The organism is Agrococcus phoenicis (genome assembly GCF_047302415.1).
Lineage (GTDB): Bacteria > Actinomycetota > Actinomycetes > Actinomycetales > Microbacteriaceae > Agrococcus.
This window is the reverse complement of record NZ_CP154854.1, coordinates 1628199-1648196: the sequence shown is the minus strand read 5'-3', so window position 1 is coordinate 1648196 and position 19998 is coordinate 1628199. Positions and strand designations below refer to the sequence as shown.

Here is a 19998-nt window from a genome sequence, read left to right as displayed (position 1 = left end):
ATGGCACTGACCCGCAACGAGATGGCTGCGCGAGCGGCGCAGGAGCTCGAGGACGGCATGTACGTCAACCTCGGGATCGGCCTGCCGACGCTCGTGCCGAACCACGTGCCCGACGACGTCACCGTCGTGCTGCAGAGCGAGAACGGCATCCTCGGCGTCGGCCCCTACCCGACCGAGGCCGACGTCGACCCCGATCTCATCAACGCCGGCAAGGAGACCGTGACGACGCTGCCGGGCACCTCGTTCTTCGACTCGGCCACGTCGTTCGCGATGATCCGCGGCGGCAAGATCGACGCGGCGATCCTCGGCGCGATGCAGGTCTCAGCAAGCGGTGACATCGCCAACTGGATGATCCCCGGCAAGATGGTCAAGGGTCCGGGCGGCGCGATGGACCTCGTGCACGGCGCGGCCAGGGTGATCGTGCTGATGGAGCACGTCGCGAAGGACGGGTCGCCGAAGATCGTCGACGCGTGCTCGCTGCCGCTGACCGGCAAGGGCGTCGTCGACCGCATCATCACCGACCTCGCCGTGCTCGACGTGACCGACGAGGGCCTGCGGCTCGTCGAGCTCGCGCCCGGCGTGACCCTCGAGGAGCTGCGGGAGCAGACCGAGCCCGAGATCCTCGCGTGACGACGCTGCTCGAGGGCATCGCGCAGGAGACGGTGCAGACCGATCGGCTGCGCGCATCCGTGCTGCGCTGTGCCGGTACTGGTGCCGAAGCCGATTCTGGCGCCGGGGCCGCGGAGGACGCCGCGGCGCCGATCGTGCTGATCCACGGCAACGTCTCGTCGTCGCTGTTCTTCCAGCCGCTCATGCTCGCCCTGCCGCGACCGTCGATCGCGATCGACCTGCGCGGCTTCGGCGACAGCGAGACGCTGCCGGTCGATGCGACGCGCGGCCTGCGCGACTTCTCCGACGACGTCGCCTCGGTGCTCGACGCGCTCGGCGTCAGCGGTGCGCACGTGGTCGGCTGGTCGATGGGTGGCGGCATCGTGCTGCAGCTGCTGCTCGACCGGCCAGAGCTGGTGCGCTCGCTGACGCTGCAGGCGCCGGTGCCGCCACAGGGCTTCGGCACGCGGCTCGACGGCTCGCTGTGCACGACGGATGCCGCGGGCACCGGCGGCGGCGGAGCGAACGCCGACTTCGTGGCGCGACTGGCGGCCGGCGACGCCTCGGCCGACGAGCAGTCGAGCCCGCGCAGCGTCTACCGCTCGAGCTACGTGGCGCCCGGGTTCCAGGACGGGCACGAGGACCTCTGGGTCGAGTCGATGCTGACGACGAGGACCGGCGTCGGGAACTACCCGGGCGACGGCGTCGAGTCGGCGTCGTGGCCGGGCTTCGCGGCCGGCGACTTCGGGGTCCTGAACGCCATGTCGGGCAAGCATCTCGATCTCGCGGGCATCGTGGACGCCGCCTCCAAGCCCCCGATCCTGTGGGTGCGCGGCGCGCACGACGCGATCGTCGGCGACGAGTCGTTCTTCGACCTCCACACGCTCGGCAAGCACGGCGTCGTGCCGGGCTGGCCGGGTGAGGCGATCGCGCCGCCGCAGCCGATGCTGGCGCAGACGCGTGCAGTGCTCGATGCGTATGCGTCGAACGGCGGTTCCTACCAGGAGGTCGTGTTCGAGGGCGCGGGGCACTCGCCGCACCTCGAGGACCCAGCGCGGTTCCGAGAGCTGCTGCTGCAGCACGTCGCAGCCGCAGAGGCGGCGTAGCCGGCACGAAGCTGGGCGAAGGAGCCGGTACGCAGCTGGGCGAGCAGCAGGGACTGCAACTGGCGCGAGCAGGCGACGCAGGCTTTGTGAGTGGAACGCTGGGCGCAGCCTCGGGCTGGCGGCACGTGCAGGAGTGCTGAGGAGCGAGCGGTCCGCCCTACGGAGCCGACCGCGTGCCACTCACCGCGCTAACGGCTTCCGAGTTATGTTGCAGATTCGAGTCAAGCCGTGCTCCGCGCGTGCGACACTCTTCCCATGCCAGAGTCCAGGTACGAGTTCGGTGCCCGTCGTGTCCGTCAGGCTAGGAACGTCTTCCTGTTGTCCCAGGCAGCTGCGCTCGACCTCGCAAGAATGTCCTCACTAGAAGCGGCGCGGCTGGACTTCCCGGAGGCGCGGGCGAAGCGGCTTGCGGAATGGTTAGGGAAGCCGGGCATCAGCCTGGAAGACGCGATGCAGATCTACACGTCAGTCAGTCGACTCGTGGAGATCACTGATGCGAAGCGCATCAGCAACCGGGAGACGGAGCCTGCAGAAGAAGCGACTCCCGTTGTCGATGGCTCTTCTGTCGGATCCGAGAACGCGAACGATGGAGCGTCGAAGACGCGCCCCCTGACAGAAACTGGTATATCCGACGGCCGGGCAGAAGCGGAGGCTGATCGTGCTTTCGGCGGGGACGCGATGGAAGCATCGAATGATATTGAGTACGCCCTCGAAGCAGCGGGTCTGCCTGAGTATGCCTCGTTTCGCGCGATTCAACTATTAATCAAAATCCAGGCGGAGAAATCTAGAAGTGCTCTGATGTTGGAGTCCCTTCTATTGTCGGCCGTGGCGCAGTTCGAAGTCCTAGTGTCAAGGCTCATGCTGACGAGCATCCGACTCGATCCGTCTCCGCTCGAGGACTCCGAGAAGATGTACACGTTCTCGGACGTGACTGAGCACCCTTCCTTGGAAGCGTTCTCCGTTGCCGCTGCCAATGCCTATGTCGATGGGCTCATGTACAAGGGCATGGACTCGTGGATGAAATTCCTGACGCGCGTCACTCGAACGGACATGGTCTGGGTGACGGACCTTCTGGCAGAGGTCATCATGCGTCGGAATGTTCATGTTCACGCAGGAGGCGTTGCATCTTCTCAATATCTAAGCGAACTCGGAAAGCGCGCGGGCAACGCCAGAGTTGGCGATGAGTTGCCCGTGACCGCCGAATACCTCGAAGACGCGTTGAACCGTATGGCGCGTGCGGCGGTGGTGCTCTCTCAAGCGGCCGTGTCGGCAATATGCTCGGGTGCGAAGCAAGACAAAAGTTCGAGTCATGGGATTGATCAGGATCGCGGAATAGTGGAGGCGAGCTTCGACCTGCTGACTTCCGGACGGTACGGCGCCGTCGAGCATCTGGCGGAGCAACTAGACTCGCTCGTCGCCACCAATTTTACGAGAGAACGCCTCAGAGCCAATTCGCTCGCAGCTCGAAAAGCGCTCTACGGGGTGGAGGCGATCCGTCCTGACCTCGAAGACTGGGACGTAACCGCGGCGGAGGACGAGATCGTCCTCGCCAAGCATTGCCTGCAGGACGAGATTGCCGAAGCGAGGGTGATTTATGAATCGCTCAGTGCTGCGAACAAGATCTCCGTAATGGAACTGGCGACGTGGCCAATCCTCGAACCACTGCGGGCCGCGATCGAGGCGGAACAGAGGGCCGGTGTGGCCGGCGAGAGTGATGAGCCGCGCGGCGAGACCGAGACCAAGGCAGAGGCCGACGCAGAGGCCGAGCCACCAGTTGAGACCGAAGGGGACTGATCGAGATTTGGTCCCGTTGTCCACGTCGGTGGGGCCGCCGTGCTCCCACCAGATGACGTGGTGCGCCTCGCACCAGGCGGCGGGGACACCGCAGCCCCGCACGCGGCAGCCTCGATCGCGAACAGCCAGCGCCCGCCGCTGCGCGCGGCTGAACAGTCGCTCGGTGCGATCGAGCACGAGCACGTGGCCGTCAGCATCCACCACCGCTCGCTGGATCGCACCGTTGCAGGCGAAGCGGCCGATGCTCTCGATCGGCAGCGCGTCGCCGGTGTGCTCGATCGTCAGTGTGCGGTCGGTCGAGGGCCGGTCGCGCAGGTCGTCGTCGGACGCCTGGATGGTGCCGGTGAGCACCAGCACCGGCGGCTCGCCAGCGGCGACCGGAGCGTCGCCCGAGGCCGCCTGCGCGTGCACCAGCCCGACGAGCACGTCGTGGCCCTTCTGCTCGCGGATCCGATCGTCGAGCGGACGCGCCGGCCTCGGCGAGCAGCGCGCGAGCGGCATCGGCCGCTGCCGCTGCCTGCTCGATGCCGGTCACCTGCGCTCCTTCGTCGCGAGCACTCTCGGCGGGGCCACTTACATGGCTCGAGCGCCGTGGAGGAGCGGGGTGTGCGCCCCACCCGAGCTCGAGCGCGCGCCGCGCGCCGCGCATCCGCCGCACCATCGCGACGCAGCAGGGCCCCGCACCGGAAGACCGGATGCGGGGCCCTGCGTCGAGCGCGAGGGGCTACGAGGTGGCAGTCAGCCCGTCGACGTACTCCTGGTTCTCCGAGATCCAGGTCTCGACGATCTCGGGGTAGTCGCTCGCCTCAGCGTCGCTGTTGAACATCGCGTTCTCGAGCGAGAAGAGCAGCTCCGAGTCCATCGTGAAGGCCGACAGCCACTCGGTGAGCTGCGGGAAGTCGGCGTCGAAGCCGGTGCGGGCGATCGAGTGGATGCCCTCAGCCTCGCCGAGCGTGCCCTCCGGGTCCTCGAGGTCGCGGATCGCGAACTCGTCGTAGGCCCAGTGGGGACGCCACAGCGTGACGACGACGTTCTCGCCGGCGTCGATGGCGCCGCTGAGCTCGGCCAGCATCGCCGGCGTCGACGAGGTCTGGAACTCCATGCCCTCGAGGCCGTAGGTCGGGATGACCGAGTCCTGCGTCGCGGCTGTGAGGCCGGCGCCGGGCTCGATGCCCACGATGCGGTTGCCGAACGCGTCGGCGTTGTCGGCGAGCTCCTCGATCGAGGTGATCGGCGCATCCTCGTTCACCGCCATCGTCAGCACGGCCTCGTCGTTCCAGGCGCCGAGGTCCATGACGTCGTCGCCGTACTCCTCGAGGTACTGCTCGTGCGTCATCGGCAGCCACGCGTCGAGGTTGACGTCGTAGTCGCCGCTCGCGACCGCAGCCCAGACGGGCCCGGCGTCGGCGTACTCGAGCTCGACGTCGTAGCCCTCCTCCTCGAGGATGGCCTGCCACAGGTAGGAGACGGCCTCGCCCTCGGGCCAGCCGTTGAAGACGCCGATCGTCAGATCGGTCTGGTCGCTGGTGGCGGCGCCCTCGGTGCCCTCGGGGGCCTCGTCGTCGCCGGCTGCCGAGCAGCCGGCCAGGGCCAGTGCGCCGACGGCCGCGATGGCCGTGCCGCGGATGAATCGCTTGTGCATGCTGTGTCCTCTCTCGTTTCGTGTCATCGGTTCGTCAGCGGCCGCTGGAGACGGTCGCTTCGGTCTGTGGGGTTGCAGGCGGGTTGGCCGCGGTCGACACCGAGGGCATCCCGGCGCCCTTGATCTGCCGGGCACCCCAGCCGAGCGCCCGGTACTTCGCGATCGGGCTGTGATCCTGCAGGCTGCCGAGCGCGTTCGTCATGCGGTCGAGCACGATCGCGAGGATCACGACCGAGAGCCCGGCCTCGGATCCGAGGCCGATGTCGATGCGCTGCAGCGCCTGCACGATGGGCTGGCCGAGGCCGCCCGCGCCGACCATCGCGGCGATCACGACCATCGAGAGCGACAGCATGATGATCTGGTTGACGCCCGTCATGATCGTCGGCAGCGCGAGCGGCAGCTGGATCTGCCGCAGGATGCGGCCGGGTGAGGCGCCGAAGGCGGTGCCCGCCTCGACGATCTCCTTGTTCACCCCGCGGATGCCGAGCTCGGTCAGGCGCACACCCGGCGCCATGGCGAAGGCGATGGTCGCGATGATGCCCGGCACGACGCCGATGTTGAACAGCACGATCGCGGGGATCAGGTAGACGAAGGCCGGCATCGTCTGCAGGAAGTCGAGCACCGGGCGCACGAGCGTCGAGACGGTGTCGTTGCGCGCGGCGATGATGCCGAGCGGGATCGCGATGGCCAGCGCCAGGAGGGCAGCGACCAGGGTCAGCGCGAGCGTCGCCATCGCGTTGTCCCACTGGTTGACCAGCACGATCACGAACAGGCCGACGGCCGTGCCAACACCCATCTTCCAGCCGCGCACGGCGAAGGCCAGGAGCGCGAGCACGACGATGATGACCAGCGACGGCGGCTCGAGCAGCACCCACTCGACCCCGTCGTAGAGCGCCGAGACGATCGACTTGATGACGTCGAAGACGACCTTCAGGTTGTCGGTGACCCAGTCGACGGCGGTCTCGACCCCGTCGCCGAGGGGAAGTCGAAGATCATCCAGCATCGCGCACCTCCGTGGCGTCGAGGGTCTGCGTGACGAGGGAGGAGTCGACCGCCGGCGGCAGGTCGACGATGTTGAGCTCGCTCGTGGTGGTCGTGACGTTGCCGAGTGCCGCCAGCAGCAGCACGCGGGGGATCACGCCCTGCAGCCGGTCGTCGTCGCCGACGACCGCGATGGGTAGGCCGCTCGTGACCGCGAGCTCGGGCAGGTCGGCGAGGCTGGCGTCGGGGCCGACGCGCGGCACCTCGGCATCGATGAGGCCTGTGAGGTCGCGCGTGCCGCGCTGCACGGCGCGCAGCACGTCGCGATCGGTCACCGCGCCGAGCACCGTGCGGCCGGGACCAAGCACGAGCAGCGTCGAGGTCTGCAGGTCGCGCATCACCTTGAGCGCGCCGCGCGGGCCGACGGTGATGGGCACGGCTGCGGCGGGCGGCTCCATGACGCTGGACGCGGTGAGCACGCGGGTGCGGTCGACGTCCTGCACGAACTGGGCGACGTAGTCGTTCGCCGGGTCGGTGAGGATGTCCTCGGGCGTGCCGATCTGCACGATGCGGCCGTCCCGCATGACCGCGATGCGGTCTCCGAGGAACATCGCCTCGTTCAGGTCGTGGGTGATGAAGACGATCGTCTTGCCGAGCTCGGCCTGCAGCTCGACGAGCTGCTCCTGCATCTCGCGGCGGATCAGCGGGTCGAGGGCGCTGAACGCCTCGTCCATGAGCAGCACGGGGGTGTCGGCGCACAGCGCGCGCGCGATGCCGACGCGCTGCTGCATGCCGCCGGAGAGCTCGCTCGGCAGCCGCTGCTCCCAGCCCGAGAGCCCGACGCGCTCGACGACGTCGTGAGCCAGGCGCAGGCGCTCGGCGCGGTCGACGCCCTGGATCTCGAGCCCGTAGGCCACGTTCTCGAGCACCGTGCGGTGGGGGAGCAGCGCGAAGTGCTGGAAGACCATCGACACCTGCGAGCGGCGCACGGCGCGCAGCCGCTTCGGCTCGATGCCGGTGACGCGCTCGCCGTCGATCTCGACCGAGCCAGCCGTCGCCTCCAGCAGCCCGTTGAGCATGCGGATCAGCGTCGACTTGCCGGAGCCCGAGAGCCCCATGACCACGAAGATCTCGCCGCGTCGCACCTCGAACGAGGCGTCGATCACCGCCGCGGTGCCGAGCTTGGCGACCTCGTCGCGAGTGGCGCCCTGCGCCAGCCGGTCGGCTGCCTCTCGGCCGCGTCGGCCGAACACCTTGGTGAGGTGCTCGACGCGCACGGCGATGTCGTCGACGACGGTCGGGTCGTCGGTCGCGCGGGATCCGCTCACGTTCGCTCCTGTCGCCCCCAAGGGGGCTCAGTCGTGGACGGGTGCAGCCGCGCGGGCGGTGTTCGTCTGCCGTTCTCGCACGAGTCCCCTCGTTCGCGAAGCGGCACCATACGCTCGCCGACAGGATGGTCGGCGATCGCGTCCTTGTGGGCGCGGTCGGCCGGGGCAGTCGACCGCGTGGATTCCAGGCTAGCGAGGGCCAGAAGCGCAGATTCTTGCCTCGCGACGCGGCGTGCAGCAGGATCCGCGGAACGACGCGGATGTGTCGCGCGGACCGCGCCCGGATCGTAACGGGTTCGTTATGGCATGGGGGACAAAAAGCCGAGGATCACTACAACCCTCTCACTGCCACCAGGGCCGCTCGCGCTGCGCAGCCCGCCGCTTCGCCTCGAGCTCCGCCATCTGCTCGTGCCGCTCGCCGATCTCGTGGATGGCCGACACGCAGCACGCGACGAGCGCCTCGAGATCCGCTGCCTCGTGCCGCCTGGCGGCACCGATCACGATCGCCGCGCAGGCCTCGGCGTCGCCGGCGGCGTCGTGGTGCTGGAAGTCGTCGAAGCCCGCCGCGAGCGCCGCGACCGGCAGGCGGTAGGACTCGAGGGCGTAGGTCTTGCGCGCGATGCGGAGCGAATCCGTCCAGCGCATGTCGGGCACCGGCAGGTGCGAGGCCTTGGCCGCCGCGCGCATGACGCCCTTGTCGAAGCCGGCGTTGTGCGCGACGAAGACGTCGCCACCGCCGAAGGCGAGGATCCGCTCCTGCGCCTCTGCCCAGCGGGGAGCGTCGAAGACCTGGTGCGGCTGGATGCCGTGGATGCGGATGTTCCACTCCCAGAACTCGTCGTAGGGCGCTGGAGGCTGGATGAGCGTCGACCAGCGGTCGACGATCGCGCCGTCGCGCACCTTCACGAGGCCGACCGAGCAGGCGGAGGCGGCGTTGCCGTTGGCGGTCTCGAAATCGATCGCGGTGAAGTCGAGCGCCATGCCGACCAGTGTTCCAGAGCGCACCCACACCGCAGACCGCGCCCGGGCATCCGGCACCGCCCGCGGCCGGTCGTCGGCGCTCGCGGTCTGCCACCATTGAGCCATGGCAAACCCGACGCTCGACGCCCTGCACGCCATCGACGCCACCGATCACGCCGGCGCGTGGTCCCTCGTGCGCGAGGCGGAGCTCGTCGTGCCGGCCGTGGTGGAGGACCCCCGCGACCCGGGCTCCGGCAAGTTCCTGGTCCTGCCGCACCGCGAGATGCAGCTGGTCGTCGCGTTCACCGCGACCGACCGCATCGGCGGCTTCGCCACCCGCGCGCGCACGCACCTGAGGCTCACGGGTGCAGAGCTCGCCGCGGGCATCCCCTCGGGGCACGCGATCGTGCTCGACCCCGGCCACGACGACGGTCGCGTCTTCCTCCCGGAGGTCATCGCCGCCGACGCTGCGGGCGAGCACGCGCCGGTCGAGTGACTCGGTGCGGTCGGGCCACGGGGCGCTGCTGCGCGCGATCAGGCCGGGCTACGAGCAGGCGCCGACGAGCTCGGTGCGGTCGACGGCGCTCGAGACCGCCTCGAGCGCGGTGATCGCGCTGACGACGTTCGTGTCGACGACGACCTCGGTCGCCGGCGAGCGGCCGTAGCTGACGAAGGTCCAGACGGCACCCTCCTGGGCCACCTCGAGCCAGTGCACCTCGCGGTCGATCCCGACCTGGATGCCGGTGCAGCGCTGCGTCGACGGGGCGGGCTCCGGCATGCCGCAGCGCAGCGTCATCGCGCTCGGGTCGCCCCACGCGGCGGTGCCCTGCGAGCTCGTCGTGCGGCGCTCGAGGGGATCGGGCAGGCTCTCATCCCCGATGACCGGCGGCAGCGACACGATCACGCCGGCGCAGCCCGGATCCGTGGCGTCATCGGCTACCGGGAGCGACACCGTGCTCGCGCAGCCGGCCAGCGCGAGGAGCGCGACGGACGCGGCGAGGATGCGGAGGCGGGGCACCAGACGAGCCTACCGAGGCACGGAGGTCGACCAGCGGCAGGGGAGCGGCTCCCAGCGGGCGACCCCGGCCCCGGGGCCCGCCTCCGCGCCCTCGGCGGCTAGCGTTGCTGGCATGGACGACCCCACGCTGCAGGAGGCCGGCGAGCTCGAAGCACTCCGCCGCTTCCTGCCGCTGCTGCCGACCGGCGATGCCACCGCGGTGGGCCCGGGCGACGACGCCGCCGTCGTGCGCGCGCCGGACGGCCGCTTCGTCGTCACGACCGACACGATGCTGGAGGGCGCCGACTTCCGCCTCGCGTGGTCGAGCTGGCACGACCTCGGGTGGAAGGCCGTCGCGACGAACCTGATCGACGTCGCGGCGATGGGCGCCGCGCCGACCTCGCTCGTCGTGGCGCTCGCGGTCGCACCGACCACGCGGGTGTCGGCGCTCGAGGCGTTCGCGCGCGGGCTCGCCGACGCGATCGCGGCGCTCGCGCCCGGCTGCGGCGTCGTCGGCGGCGACCTCGGCACGGCGCCGCACGCCACGATCGCCGTCACGGCGTTCGGCGACCTCGGCGGCCGCGGGCCCGTGCTGCGCTCGGGCGCTCGGGCGGCGGACGCGGTGTGGTGCGTCGGTCGGCTCGGCCTGGCTGCGACGGGGCTGCGCGCACTCTTCGCGGTGGGCGACGACGCGGGCGCTGCGCCCGCGCTCGCGCGAGCGCTCCGCGAGGGCGCGGCCGGCGCTGCCGTCGCCGCGCAGCTCGCGCCGCGCACACCCGTCGGCGCCGGCGTCGCCCTGGCAGATCTGGGCGCGACGGCGATGCTGGACGTCTCCGACGGTCTCGCGCTCGACGCCGCTCGCATCGCCCGCGCATCCGGTGTGCGCATCGCGCTCGAGTCGGCGGCCGTCGCCGCCGCATCGCCGGGCGCTGCGCTCTCGGCTGCGCTGCACGGCGGTGAGGATCACGCGCTGCTGCTCACGCTGCCCGCCAGCGTCGAGCCCCCTGCCGAGCTCGCCGGGCACCCGGTGCACCGCCTGGGGGTCGTCGAGCCGGCCGCCGACGGCCAGGGCTCGGTGACGCTCGACGGCGCGGTGCTCGAGCCGCGCGGCTGGGATCCCTACCGGGCGAGCTGATCCTGGCCGGGCGAGCTGATGCAGGCGCGCGGGGGCGGCGTCGCGCTCGAGGCCTCGATGGCGAGCGTCATGAACGTGCTGTTCGGATCGGGCCGATAGCGGCCGAAGGGCGCGCACTCGACGAACCCGTGCTTGGCGTAGAGGGCCCTCGCGGGCGCGAAGAAGGGCTGCGCGCCCGTCTCGAGCGAGACGCGGTCGAGCCCTCGCGACCGGGCGTCGTCGAGCGCGTGCCGCAGGAGCGCCGTCGCGATGCCGGCGCCGCGCCGCGCAGGATCGGTGCGCATGCTCTTCAGCTCGTCGAGGCCCGGCTCGACGCCGGCGAGGGCGACGGTGCCGACGAGCGCGCCGTCGTGCAGCCGCGCGACCCACAGCCGCACACCGTCGCGCTGCAGCCCGGCGAGGTCGAGCGCGTGCTGGCTGCACGCGGGGGCGGTGGGCGCGAGGTCGTCGAGGTGCGCCTGGAGGAAGGAGCCGAGCGCGGGATCCTCGAAGTCGGCGCGGGCGATCTCGAGCGGCGCGGTGACCGCTGCGCTGGTCGGCCCCGCGCTGGAGGGCGCGCCGCTGCTCGGCCCTGCGCCGGCCGGCACTGGGCTCACGGCTCCGGCTCCGGCTCCGGCTCCGTCGCAGCGTGCTGCGCGTCGGCGGCAGTGCCGGCGGTGGCGAGGTAGTGCAGCCTCGTGTCGCCGTAGTCGCGGGTGCGCTCGACCTCGAGGTCGCCGGGCGGCTCGAGCGGCGCCGCCTTGCGCGACCGCTCGACGACGACCGTCGCGGGATGCCGCAGCAGCGGCGCCAGATCGGCGAGCACGGCCGTGAGGTCGACGTCGGGGAGGTCGTAGGGCGGGTCGACGAAGACGAGGTCGAAGGTGCGACCCGATCGCTGCAGGTACGTGCGCACTGCCGTCTGCTCGACGAGCGCGCGCGCGGCGCCCGCCTTCGCGACCGCCTCGGCGTTGCGCTGCGCGACCTTCGCAGCGGCCTTGTCGCGCTCGACGAGCACCACCGACTCCGCGCCCCGGCTGGCGGCCTCGAGCCCGAGCGCGCCGGAGCCGGCGAAGAGGTCGAGCACGAGCGCGCCGTCGCACAGGCTGCGCGCGTCGAGCGCGCTGAAGATCGCCTCGCGCACGCGCTCCGAGGTGGGCCGCGTGCCCCGCAGCGGCACGTGCAGGCGCGCACCGCCGGCGAGTCCTCCGATGATCCGCGTCATGCCCACATCCTGGCGCATCCCGCCCACGCGCGGCGCGCATCCGCGCACAGCCGCGGGCGCATGCGCGGCGCCCGTGGGCGCCCGCGCATACGCTGGCGGGGTGGCGAGTGAGGAAGCGGGCGGCAGCGCCCTGCCCGACGGGTTCGGGCGACCGCTCGAGCGGGTCGTCGGCAAGGCGACGGCGGGCAAGCTCGAGCGAGCCTTCGGGATGACGACGCTCGGCGACCTCGTCTGGCACCTGCCTCGGCGCTACGCGAAGCGCGGCGAGCTCACCGACTTCGCGAGCCTCGTTCCCGGCGAGCACGTCACCCTCGTCGCTCGCGTGCGCTCGGTCGAGTCGCGCGACCTCGCGCGCGATCAGAAGGGCCGTCGCCGCTCGCTCACGACCATCACCATCACGGACGGCGAGGGCAGCATCGACCTCGCGTTCTTCAACCAGCCCTTCCGGAAGGAGCAGCTGCACCAGGGCGTCACCGCGCTCTTCTCCGGCACCGTCGGCATCTACAAGGATCGCTGGCAGCTCGCGCACCCCGACGTCGAGCTCTTCGACGAGGCGGAGGGCATCGACGCCGAGGAGTGGGCGAACCAGCCGGTGCCGATCTACCCCGCCACCGCATCCGTCACCACGACGAAGCTGCAGGGGCTCATCGAGCAGGCGCTCGACGCGATCGGCGACCAGCCCGATCCAGTCCCGCCGTCCGTGCGCACGGCCCATCGGCTGCTGCCGCTCGTGGAGGCGCTGCGGATGGTGCACGCGCCGAGCGTCGAGCAGGACGCCTACCGCGCGCGCCACAGCCTCGCGTGGCAGGAGGCGTTCCTGCTGCAGACCTACCTGCTCGCGACCCGCTCGTGGCTCGACACCCTGCCGACCGCTCCGCGGCATGCGGGCGCGCTGCTCGAGCGCTTCGACGCCGCGCTGCCCTGGCGGCTCACCGACGACCAGGTCGCCGCAGGCGAAGCCATCGCCGCAGACCTCGCCAGCGGCACGGCGATGCATCGGCTCGTGCAGGGCGAGGTGGGCTCGGGCAAGACGGTCGTCGCGACCCGCGCGATGCTCGCCGTCGCCGAGTCGGGCGGCCAGTCGGCGCTGCTCGCGCCCACAGAGGTGCTGGCCGTGCAGCACCTGCGCTCGATCGCGCGTGCGCTCGGGCCAGACCTCGCCGCCGAGCTGCAGCCGACCCTGCTCACCGGCCAGATGCCCGCGGCCGAGCGCAAGCGGGCCATGCTGCGCATCGCCGCCGGCCAGGCGCGCATCGTGGTCGGCACGCATGCGCTGCTGAGCGAGAAGACCTCGTTCGCCGAGCTCGGGCTCGTCGTGATCGACGAGCAGCACCGCTTCGGCGTCGCGCAGCGCGAGGCCCTGCGCGCCAAGGGCACCCACCCCCACACGCTCGTCCTCACCGCCACCCCCATCCCGCGCACGATCGCGATGACGGCCTTCGGCGACCTCGACGTCTCGACCATCCGCTCGCTGCCCGCCGGTCGCAGCCCCATCCAGACCTTCGTGGTCGACAAGGAGGATCCGGTCGTCTTCCACCGCATCTGGGGCCGCATGCGCGAGGAGCTCGAGCGCGGTCGGCAGGCCTTCGTCGTCTGCCCTGCGATCTCGCCGGGCACCCTCGAGGGCGTCAGCGCGCACGACGGGGGCGCGGCAGGCGAGGCGGGCGGCGGCTCCGAGGGCGGCACGAGGGCTCGCGCCGGCGCAGGCAGCGGGCCGGGCGGCAGCGGCGCGGATGCGCCCGCGAGCGCCGCGCCCGCGGCCCCGGTCGACGACGTCGTGACGACCCTGCGGCAGCTGCAGGCGAGCCCGGCGCTCGCGGGGCGCCGCATCGAACCGCTCACGGGCACCATGTCGACCGACGCGAAGGACGCCGTGATGCAGGCCTTCCGCGCCGGGGAGATCGATGTGGTCGTGGCGACGACCGTCATCGAGGTGGGCGTCGACGTGCCGAACGCGACGATGATGGTCGTGCTCTCGGCCGACCGCTTCGGCGTCTCGCAGCTGCACCAGCTGCGCGGCCGCGTCGGTCGCGGCGAGCACGCGGGCCTGTGCATGCTCGTGACCTCCGCCGACCCGCTCAGCGACGCGATGGTGCGGCTGGAGGCGGTGGCCGGCACGCTCGACGGCTTCGAGCTCGCCGAGGTCGACCTCGAGCAGCGCGGGGAGGGCGACGTGCTCGGGCACGTGCAGTCGGGCGGCCGCAGCGGGCTCCGAGCGCTGCGGGTCGCCCGCGACGGCGGCATCATCGAGGCGGCCCGGGCCGCCGCGCACGAGGTGCTGGCCGACGACCCGAAGCTCGAGCACCACACCACGCTGCGCCTGGCGGTGCACGCGCGCCTCGATCCCGACGCGCGGGCCGCGCTCGTCACCGCCTGAGGCGCGCCGCCTCCGCTCGGCCTGCCGCCGACGCTCGCGTCGCCCAGAGCGACGTGACCTAGGCTGGAGGGCATGCCCCGCATCGCTGTCGTGCCCGGTTCGTTCGACCCCGTGACCCTGGGTCACCTGGATGTCGTGGCGCGCGCCGCGAAGCTCTTCGACGAGGTGCACGTCGTGGTCACCCACAACCCCGACAAGGCGGCCTTCCTGCCGGTGCCCGAGCGGGAGCAGCTCATCGAGCGCGCGATCGCCGAGGCCCGCATCGACGGTCAGATCCGCATCGCGAACTGGTCGATGGGCCTGCTGGTCGACTACTGCCAGCAGGTGGGCGCCGAGGTGCTCGTCAAGGGCATCCGCTCGTCGACCGACCTCGCCTACGAGACGCCGATGTCGATCGTGAACCGCAACCTCGCGGGCGTCGAGACCATCTTCATGCTGCCGAACCCCGAGAACGCGCACGTCTCGTCGAGCCTCGTGCGGCAGGTCTCCGAGCTGGGCGGCGACATCAGCCCCTACGTGCCGCGAGCGGTCGCCACCTTCCTCCAGCAGCGATGACCGCGCGGGGCGGCGCAGACCTCGAGCTGCTGGCGGTGCGCGGGATGGGTGAGATCCGCCCGGGAGACGACCTGCCGGCGCTGGTCGCCGAGGCGCTCGCGCCCCTCGAGCCGCGGGACGGCGACGTCGTCGTCGTCACCAGCAAGGTGGTCTCCAAGGCCGAGGGGCGCATCCGCCCCGCCGAGGAGCGCGAGCAGGCGATCGACGACGAATCGGTGCGGCTGGTCGCCTCGCGCCCGCACCCGGGAGGTGTGACCCGCATCGTCGAGCACCGCACCGGCCTCGTGCTGGCGGCGGCGGGCATCGACGCCTCGAACACCGACGAGGGCACCATCCTGCTGCTCCCGATCGACTCGGACGCCTCGGCGCGCGCGATCGCCGCGGCGCTGCGGGAGCGCTTCGGCGCCACCATCGGCGTCATCGTCAGCGACACGCTCGGGCGCGCGTGGCGCGTCGGCCAGACCGACGTCGCGATCGGCGCCGCAGGCATCCGCGTGCTCGAGCCGCTCAGCGGCCAGCTCGACGCGGGCGGCCGGCCGCTCGTCGTCACGGCACCCGCGATCGCCGACGAGATCGCCGGCGCGGCCGACCTGGTCGCGGGCAAGGCCGACGGCGTGCCCGTCGTGCTCGTGCGGGGGATGGGCCGCCACGTCGCGGGGCTCGACGAGCCGGGCGCGACGAGGCTCGTGCGCGCCGCGGAGGACGACATGTTCCGCCTCGGTGCCGACGAGGCGCATCGCGCGGGCTACGAGGCGGGCAGGCGCGACGCCGAGGCAGCAGCCGCAGCGACGACGGACGAGGCGAGGGTGCAGGCATGAGCGACGCGAGGTTGGGCGACGCCGGCCAGGGCCACCAGCACGCCGAGCAGCAGACCGCCGGCGAGCGCATCGAGGCCGCGGTGGCGAGCGTGATCTCCGGCAAGCGCGCCGAGATCCGCACGGTGCTGACCGTGCTGCTCGCGGAGGGGCACGTGCTGCTCGAGGATGTGCCGGGCGTCGGCAAGACCCAGCTGGCCCGGGCGTTCGCCGCGGCCGTCGGCGGCAGCGTGCGCCGCATCCAGTGCACCCCCGACCTGCTCCCGAGCGACATCACGGGCATGTCGGTGCTCGACCAGAAGTCCGGCGAGCTGCGGTTCCAGCCCGGCCCCGTCTTCGCCAACATCGTCATCGCCGACGAGATCAACCGCGCGAGCCCCAAGACGCAGGCGGCGCTGCTGGAGTGCATGGCCGAGGGGCAGGTGACGGTCGACGGGGTCACGCACGTGCTGCCGACGCCGTTCCTGGTCGTCGCGACGCAGAACCCGATCGACATGGAGGGCACCTACGCGCTGCCGGAGGCGCAGCGCGACCGCTTCATGGCGCGGCTCGAGCTCGGCTACCCGGATGAGGCGGCCGAGCACGCGATGGTCACCGCGCGCGAGACGGCGCAGCCGCTCGACGCCGTGCGGGCCGTGACGAGCCAGGCGCAGTTCCAGGCGGAGATCGACCAGGCGCGCGCCGTGCGCGCGCACGAGCTCGTCGAGCGCTACGCGGTGCGGCTGGCGCGGGCGACGCGCGGTCACCCCGACGTGCGGTTGGGCGCGAGCCCGCGCGCGACGCTGCAGCTCGTGCGCGCGGCCAAGGCGCACGCCCACCTGCTCGGCCGCGACTGGCTCTCTCCCGACGACGTCAAGGCCCTCGCGCCGCACGTGCTGCCGCACCACCTCGTGATGCACGACCCGCAGGCGCGCCACGACGAGGCGCGAGCGGTGGTCGCGCAGGCGCTCGCCTCGACGGCCGCCCCCGTCATGCGCTGATGGCCCGAGGCTCCCGCACGGCTCCCGGCGAGGTCGCGCCGAGCGGTGCGGGCGCGCGCGGGCCGTCCGCGCCCTCGCTGCGCGCGGGCACCTCGGCGAGGGTGCGGCCGACCGCGCGGGGCGCCGTGCTGCTGCTCGTGGGCCTGCTGCTGCTCGTCGGTGCGTACTGGGAGCGGCAGGTGGTGCTGCTGGTGCCGGCCGCGCTGTGCCTCGGGGTGCTGCTCATCGGGCTCTGGTGGGTGCTCGGCGCCGTCGGCGCGGTGCGGCTCGGCGTGCCGGGCGTGCTGCAGGAGGGGCAGGAGGCGTCCCTGCGCATCGTGGGCGACCGCCGGCACGCGGGTGCGGCCTGGTCGACGTGGGCGCCCGGGCCGGAGCGCTACCTGCTGCTCGAGGGCGAGCTCGACGACGACGGGCGCGCCCTGGTCGACCTCGGCGCGCATCCGCGCGGTCGCTGGCGGCTCGCTCCCGTGGCGGTCGTGGCGCTCGACCCGTTCCGAGTGATGCGCTCGCTGCGCACCGTCGACGCGCGCGCGAGCCTCGTCGTGGGCCCAGCGGTGCTGGCGCTGCCGACGACCTCGCTGCGCTCCATCCGCGAGGAGGGGCGGCTGTCGCAGTCGCGCACCGCCGACAGCGTCGACGCGATGGTGCGCGAGTGGCGGCACGGCGATCCGCAGCGCCGCGTGCACTGGCGCCAGAGCGCGAAGCGCGGTCACCTGATGGTGCGCCAGGAGGCGAACCCGGCGACCGACGACGACGTCATCGTGATCGACACGGCCAGCGCGGCCGGAGCCGACCGCGACGCGCAGGATCGGCTCGCGCGGGCGGCGTGCTCGCTGGTGCGCGCGCTCGCAGCCGGTCAGCGGCGCGTGGTGGTGCGCGAGACGGGTGCGCCGAGCATGCCGACCGCCGACTGGCGCGACCTGCCGGCGACGCTCGCCGCGTTCGCTGCGCTCGAGGCGCACCCGCGCGGCGGATCCGGCTCCACGGACGCGGGGGAGGGACCAGGGCGCCCAGGGCGCGACGACGGACCGCGGGCGCCATCGAGCGGCCGCTCGGCTGCGCACCTGATCGCGCTGGCGGAGCATGCCCCGGAGACCTGGACGCTGCCGCCGGGCACCACGCTCTGGCTCGTGTCGGCGCGCGATGCCTCGCCGCCGCGCATCCCGCCGGGCGCGCGCGTGCGCATCCGCCGCTGGATCGACCGCGTCGGTACCGTGCGGGAGCTCGCGTGAGCGGTGCGAGCACGCGCGAGCCCCGGGTGCATGCGCAGGAGCGCACGGCCGCTCGAGCCGGCGACGACCAGCGGGATCCCGAGCGGATGCCGCGACGCGTCCGCGCGGGGGTCGTCGAGACCGTCGCGCTCGCCCTGCTGCCCGTCGCCTGGCTGTGGTCGGCGATCTCCGTGCTCGGCCAGGCGTGGCTCTGGCCCGCTGTGCTCGCGGTCGGCTCGCTCGCGCTCACCGCGGCGCTCGTGCGCTCGGCGGCCCCGCCGCTGATCGGCACGGTGGCCGCGGCGATCGTCGGGGTCGGTTGGGTGACGGCCCTCGCGGCGCCCGAGGAGGCGATGCTCGCGGTGGTGCCGACGCGCGAGTCGGTGCCGCAGGCGTTGCGCGTGCTGGATCAGGGCCTGGTCGACATCGCCTGGGCGGTCTCGACCCCGGTCGCGGCGATCGGCCCCGTGCTCGCCGTCGTCGTGGCGGCCGCGATCGCGCTCGCGCTGCTCGTCGACGTCGTCGGTCATGCGCTGCGCGTGCCGGCGATCGCGGTCGTGCTCGCGGCGACCCCGCTCGTGCTGCCGCTGGCATTCCGCATCGACGTGCCCTGGTGGCACGCGCTGCCCGGCGTGATCGTGAGCGCGCTGGTGCTCGCGGCGCCGACGGTCGATGAGCGCGCAGCGCGCGGGAGCGGCTGGCGCGCGCCGCTCGCGCTCGTGGGGGTGGCGGCGGTGCTCTCGGCCACTCTGCCGGTCGTGGCGCCGGCGCCCCGCGAGAGCGCGCTCGAGCTGCCGACGCTCGACGAGCTCTTCAGCCCGGCGACCCCGATGCTGGACGCCGGCATCGATCTGGGCGATCAGCTGCGCCGCCCGGCCGACCGACCCGTCTTCACCTACTCGACGACCGACGGCGCGCCGCTCGTCACGCGGCTCATGACGCTGCCGCTCGCCGGTGAGGCCGGCTTCGAGGCCGCGCCCGCCGAGCCGGGCAGCCCCGCGGTGCTGGTCGAGGGCGCCGACAGCGGCCAGCCGATGCAGATGACGGTGCGGATGTCCGACGTGCGCGCCGAGAGCCTGCCGACCCCCGAGCGGGTCGTGGCGGTGCCGCGACCCAAGGGCAGCAGCTGGGATGTCGCGAACGACGCGCTCCGCATCGGCGACGACGTCGACACCGCCGGCCTCGAGTACACCGCCTCGGGGTCGCGCTCGACACCGCTCGACGCGCTCCCGGCGGCGAGCGGCGCCTCCGGCCACGACGAGTACCTCGCGATGCCCGAGGCCGCTGAGGCGATCGCGCGGCAGGGCGCAGCGCTCGTCTCGCCCGGCATGAGCGCTGCGGCGCGCGTGCTCGCCGTGCACGACTTCATGACCGCAGGCCTCTGGGACTACTCCGAGCAGCTCGACCTGCCCGGCTTCGGCGGCACGGGCGGTGAGGGGTGGGATGCGCTCGCCGGGTTCCTCGAGACGCGCAGCGGATACTGCGTGCACTACGCGAGCGCGACGGCCGGCCTGCTCCGCGGCGCGGGAGTGCCGGCGCGCGTGGTGGTCGGGTTCCTGCCGGGCAGCGAGATCAGCGGCGGATGGGCCGTGTCCACCAACGAGATGCACGCCTGGGCGGAGGCGTGGATCGACGGCGCCGGCTGGGTGCGGGTCGAGACGACTCCCGGGGCCGGCACCGGCTCGGCGAGCCCCGAGGGCGCGCTGCCGACCCGCAGCCCCACGCCCGAGCCGACGCCGAGCGTGCCGCCGGAGAGCGCGGGGCCGACGCCCTCGCCCACGCCGAGCGACGCAGCGGAGGCGTCGACGCCGCCCACCGCGCCGACGCCGACGGGCGGCGCCGCGCCCGGCGAGCGCGGTCCGGTCATCGACCCTGCCGTGCTGCGCGCGATCCTGCTGGTGCTGGGCGCGCTGCTGCTGCTGGCCCTGCCCGCGATCGCTCGGGCGGTGCAGCGGGTGACGCGGCTGCGGCGCGGGGCGCCGGGCGCCTGGCTCGAGCTGCGCGCGACGCTCGCCGACCTGGGCGCGCGGCTGCCGGCCTCGGCGACGCCGGGCGAGGTGCAGGAGGCGATCGCCGCGCGGAGCTCCGACGCGTCCGGAGCGGCCGGCCGTGTGCGGATGGCGGCCGAGCGCGCCGTGTTCGACGCGGGGCCGAGGGAGCCCGGCGCCGTCGACGCCGACGTGCGCGCGGCGCGCAGGGCCCTGGTCGCTGCCGCCCCTCGACGGCGGCGTGCGCTCGCGGTGCTGCTGCCGCCGAGCCTGCTGGGGGTCGAGGCGGAGCGCGGCCGCGACGCGTGAGGTCGTC

18 protein-coding genes and 1 pseudogene are annotated in these 19998 nt (G+C 72.9%); 11 read left to right on the top strand and 8 right to left on the bottom strand.

Features of this window, described 5'->3' with window-relative positions; translation table 11 throughout:
• The 3 genes from AA0Z99_RS07915 to AA0Z99_RS07905 all read left to right on the top strand — a co-directional run bounded on the left by AA0Z99_RS07915 (position 1) and on the right by AA0Z99_RS07905 (position 3509).
• Entirely contained in the window at positions 1-630 is a 630-nt protein-coding gene (locus AA0Z99_RS07915; RefSeq protein WP_413316552.1) for a CoA transferase subunit B, read from the top strand.
• Positions 627-1715 carry an alpha/beta fold hydrolase gene (locus AA0Z99_RS07910; protein WP_413316551.1) on the top strand — a complete coding sequence of 363 codons (1089 nt, stop codon included), beginning with the start codon at positions 627-629 and terminating at the stop codon, positions 1713-1715. Before AA0Z99_RS07915 ends, AA0Z99_RS07910 begins: the two co-directional genes overlap by 4 nt.
• Before the next feature lie 255 nt (positions 1716-1970).
• Complete coding sequence (locus AA0Z99_RS07905; RefSeq protein ID WP_413320900.1) at positions 1971-3509, top strand: hypothetical protein; 1539 nt, start codon at positions 1971-1973, stop codon at positions 3507-3509.
• A 126-nt stretch (positions 3510-3635) separates the two neighbouring features.
• Here the strand turns inward: AA0Z99_RS07905 and AA0Z99_RS07900 are convergent.
• From AA0Z99_RS07900 to AA0Z99_RS07880, 5 genes and pseudogenes are all read right to left on the bottom strand, one after another.
• Positions 3636-4010 (bottom strand): annotated as a pseudogene (locus AA0Z99_RS07900) (DUF222 domain-containing protein); the annotation flags it as partial.
• A gap of 223 nt (positions 4011-4233) precedes the next feature.
• The gene (locus tag AA0Z99_RS07895; RefSeq protein WP_413316550.1) at positions 4234-5151 is read right to left on the bottom strand and encodes a glycine betaine ABC transporter substrate-binding protein; all 918 of its coding nucleotides are present in this window, start codon (positions 5149-5151) and stop codon (positions 4234-4236) included.
• Positions 5152-5185: 34 nt separating this feature from the next.
• Positions 5186-6154, bottom strand: a complete 969-nt coding sequence (locus AA0Z99_RS07890) for an ABC transporter permease (RefSeq protein WP_413316549.1) — start codon at positions 6152-6154, stop codon at positions 5186-5188.
• Positions 6144-7460, bottom strand: coding sequence for a quaternary amine ABC transporter ATP-binding protein (locus AA0Z99_RS07885; RefSeq protein ID WP_413316548.1), 1317 nt, complete (start codon positions 7458-7460; stop codon positions 6144-6146). The genes AA0Z99_RS07890 and AA0Z99_RS07885 overlap by 11 nt, the downstream gene beginning before the upstream one ends.
• Positions 7461-7802: 342 nt before the next feature.
• Entirely contained in the window at positions 7803-8546 is a 744-nt protein-coding gene (locus AA0Z99_RS07880) for a 3'-5' exonuclease (RefSeq protein WP_413316547.1), read from the bottom strand.
• Between AA0Z99_RS07880 and AA0Z99_RS07875 the strand changes: the two genes are divergently transcribed.
• Positions 8545-8916 carry an SseB family protein gene (locus AA0Z99_RS07875; RefSeq protein ID WP_413316546.1) on the top strand — a complete coding sequence of 124 codons (372 nt, stop codon included), beginning with the start codon at positions 8545-8547 and terminating at the stop codon, positions 8914-8916. The two genes, AA0Z99_RS07880 and AA0Z99_RS07875, sit on opposite strands and share 2 nt — an antisense overlap.
• Positions 8917-8964: 48 nt before the next feature.
• Here AA0Z99_RS07875 and AA0Z99_RS07870 read toward each other — a convergent pair whose 3' ends face one another.
• The gene (locus tag AA0Z99_RS07870) at positions 8965-9438 is read right to left on the bottom strand and encodes a DUF3515 family protein (protein WP_413316545.1); all 474 of its coding nucleotides are present in this window, start codon (positions 9436-9438) and stop codon (positions 8965-8967) included.
• A gap of 112 nt (positions 9439-9550) precedes the next feature.
• On the opposite strand from AA0Z99_RS07870, the gene thiL reads away from it, so the two are divergent.
• Positions 9551-10552, top strand: coding sequence for a thiamine-phosphate kinase (gene thiL / locus AA0Z99_RS07865; RefSeq protein ID WP_413316544.1), 1002 nt, complete (start codon positions 9551-9553; stop codon positions 10550-10552).
• On the opposite strand, the gene AA0Z99_RS07860 is transcribed toward thiL, so the two are convergent.
• Together AA0Z99_RS07860 and rsmD are read right to left on the bottom strand one after the other, a co-directional pair.
• Positions 10537-11148, bottom strand: a complete 612-nt coding sequence (locus tag AA0Z99_RS07860; RefSeq protein WP_413316543.1) for a GNAT family N-acetyltransferase — start codon at positions 11146-11148, stop codon at positions 10537-10539. The genes thiL and AA0Z99_RS07860 overlap by 16 nt on opposite strands.
• Positions 11145-11756 carry a 16S rRNA (guanine(966)-N(2))-methyltransferase RsmD gene (rsmD, locus tag AA0Z99_RS07855; protein WP_413316542.1) on the bottom strand — a complete coding sequence of 204 codons (612 nt, stop codon included), beginning with the start codon at positions 11754-11756 and terminating at the stop codon, positions 11145-11147. Before rsmD ends, AA0Z99_RS07860 begins: the two co-directional genes overlap by 4 nt.
• 100 nt (positions 11757-11856) lie before the next feature.
• On the opposite strand from rsmD, the gene AA0Z99_RS07850 reads away from it, so the two are divergent.
• The 6 genes from AA0Z99_RS07850 (at position 11857) to AA0Z99_RS07825 (ending at position 19991) form a co-directional block, all read left to right on the top strand.
• Positions 11857-14133, top strand: a complete 2277-nt coding sequence (locus tag AA0Z99_RS07850; protein WP_413316541.1) for an ATP-dependent DNA helicase RecG — start codon at positions 11857-11859, stop codon at positions 14131-14133.
• 72 nt (positions 14134-14205) lie between these two features.
• On the top strand, positions 14206-14688 hold the full coding sequence (gene coaD, locus AA0Z99_RS07845; protein ID WP_413316540.1) for a pantetheine-phosphate adenylyltransferase: 483 nt from the start codon (positions 14206-14208) through the stop codon (positions 14686-14688).
• Positions 14685-15506, top strand: a complete 822-nt coding sequence (gene cofE, locus AA0Z99_RS07840; RefSeq protein ID WP_413316539.1) for a coenzyme F420-0:L-glutamate ligase — start codon at positions 14685-14687, stop codon at positions 15504-15506. Before coaD ends, cofE begins: the two co-directional genes overlap by 4 nt.
• Positions 15503-16483 carry an AAA family ATPase gene (locus tag AA0Z99_RS07835; protein WP_413316538.1) on the top strand — a complete coding sequence of 327 codons (981 nt, stop codon included), beginning with the start codon at positions 15503-15505 and terminating at the stop codon, positions 16481-16483. The genes cofE and AA0Z99_RS07835 overlap by 4 nt, the downstream gene beginning before the upstream one ends.
• Positions 16483-17715 carry a DUF58 domain-containing protein gene (locus AA0Z99_RS07830; protein ID WP_413316537.1) on the top strand — a complete coding sequence of 411 codons (1233 nt, stop codon included), beginning with the start codon at positions 16483-16485 and terminating at the stop codon, positions 17713-17715. Before AA0Z99_RS07835 ends, AA0Z99_RS07830 begins: the two co-directional genes overlap by 1 nt.
• A complete protein-coding gene (locus tag AA0Z99_RS07825; protein WP_413316536.1) occupies positions 17712-19991 on the top strand; it encodes a transglutaminaseTgpA domain-containing protein in 2280 nt (759 codons plus the stop codon). Before AA0Z99_RS07830 ends, AA0Z99_RS07825 begins: the two co-directional genes overlap by 4 nt.
• The last annotated feature ends 7 nt before the right edge of the window (positions 19992-19998 follow it).

What these genes read in the sequence shown, in the direction of transcription:
- coaD (WP_413316540.1), top strand. Translation starts at nt 14,206, where the DNA reads ATGCCCCGCATCGCTGTCGTGCCCGGTTCGTTCGACCCCGTGACCCTG.
- AA0Z99_RS07915 (WP_413316552.1), top strand. Translation starts at nt 1, where the DNA reads ATGGCACTGACCCGCAACGAGATGGCTGCGCGAGCGGCGCAGGAGCTC.
- cofE (WP_413316539.1), top strand. Translation starts at nt 14,685, where the DNA reads ATGACCGCGCGGGGCGGCGCAGACCTCGAGCTGCTGGCGGTGCGCGGG.
- AA0Z99_RS07905 (WP_413320900.1), top strand. Translation starts at nt 1,971, where the DNA reads ATGCCAGAGTCCAGGTACGAGTTCGGTGCCCGTCGTGTCCGTCAGGCT.
- AA0Z99_RS07890 (WP_413316549.1), bottom strand. Translation starts at nt 6,154, where the DNA reads ATGCTGGATGATCTTCGACTTCCCCTCGGCGACGGGGTCGAGACCGCC.
- AA0Z99_RS07880 (WP_413316547.1), bottom strand. Translation starts at nt 8,546, where the DNA reads ATGGCTCAATGGTGGCAGACCGCGAGCGCCGACGACCGGCCGCGGGCG.
- thiL (WP_413316544.1), top strand. Translation starts at nt 9,551, where the DNA reads ATGGACGACCCCACGCTGCAGGAGGCCGGCGAGCTCGAAGCACTCCGC.
- AA0Z99_RS07875 (WP_413316546.1), top strand. Translation starts at nt 8,545, where the DNA reads ATGGCAAACCCGACGCTCGACGCCCTGCACGCCATCGACGCCACCGAT.
- AA0Z99_RS07830 (WP_413316537.1), top strand. Translation starts at nt 16,483, where the DNA reads ATGGCCCGAGGCTCCCGCACGGCTCCCGGCGAGGTCGCGCCGAGCGGT.
- rsmD (WP_413316542.1), bottom strand. Translation starts at nt 11,756, where the DNA reads ATGACGCGGATCATCGGAGGACTCGCCGGCGGTGCGCGCCTGCACGTG.
- AA0Z99_RS07895 (WP_413316550.1), bottom strand. Translation starts at nt 5,151, where the DNA reads ATGCACAAGCGATTCATCCGCGGCACGGCCATCGCGGCCGTCGGCGCA.
- AA0Z99_RS07835 (WP_413316538.1), top strand. Translation starts at nt 15,503, where the DNA reads ATGAGCGACGCGAGGTTGGGCGACGCCGGCCAGGGCCACCAGCACGCC.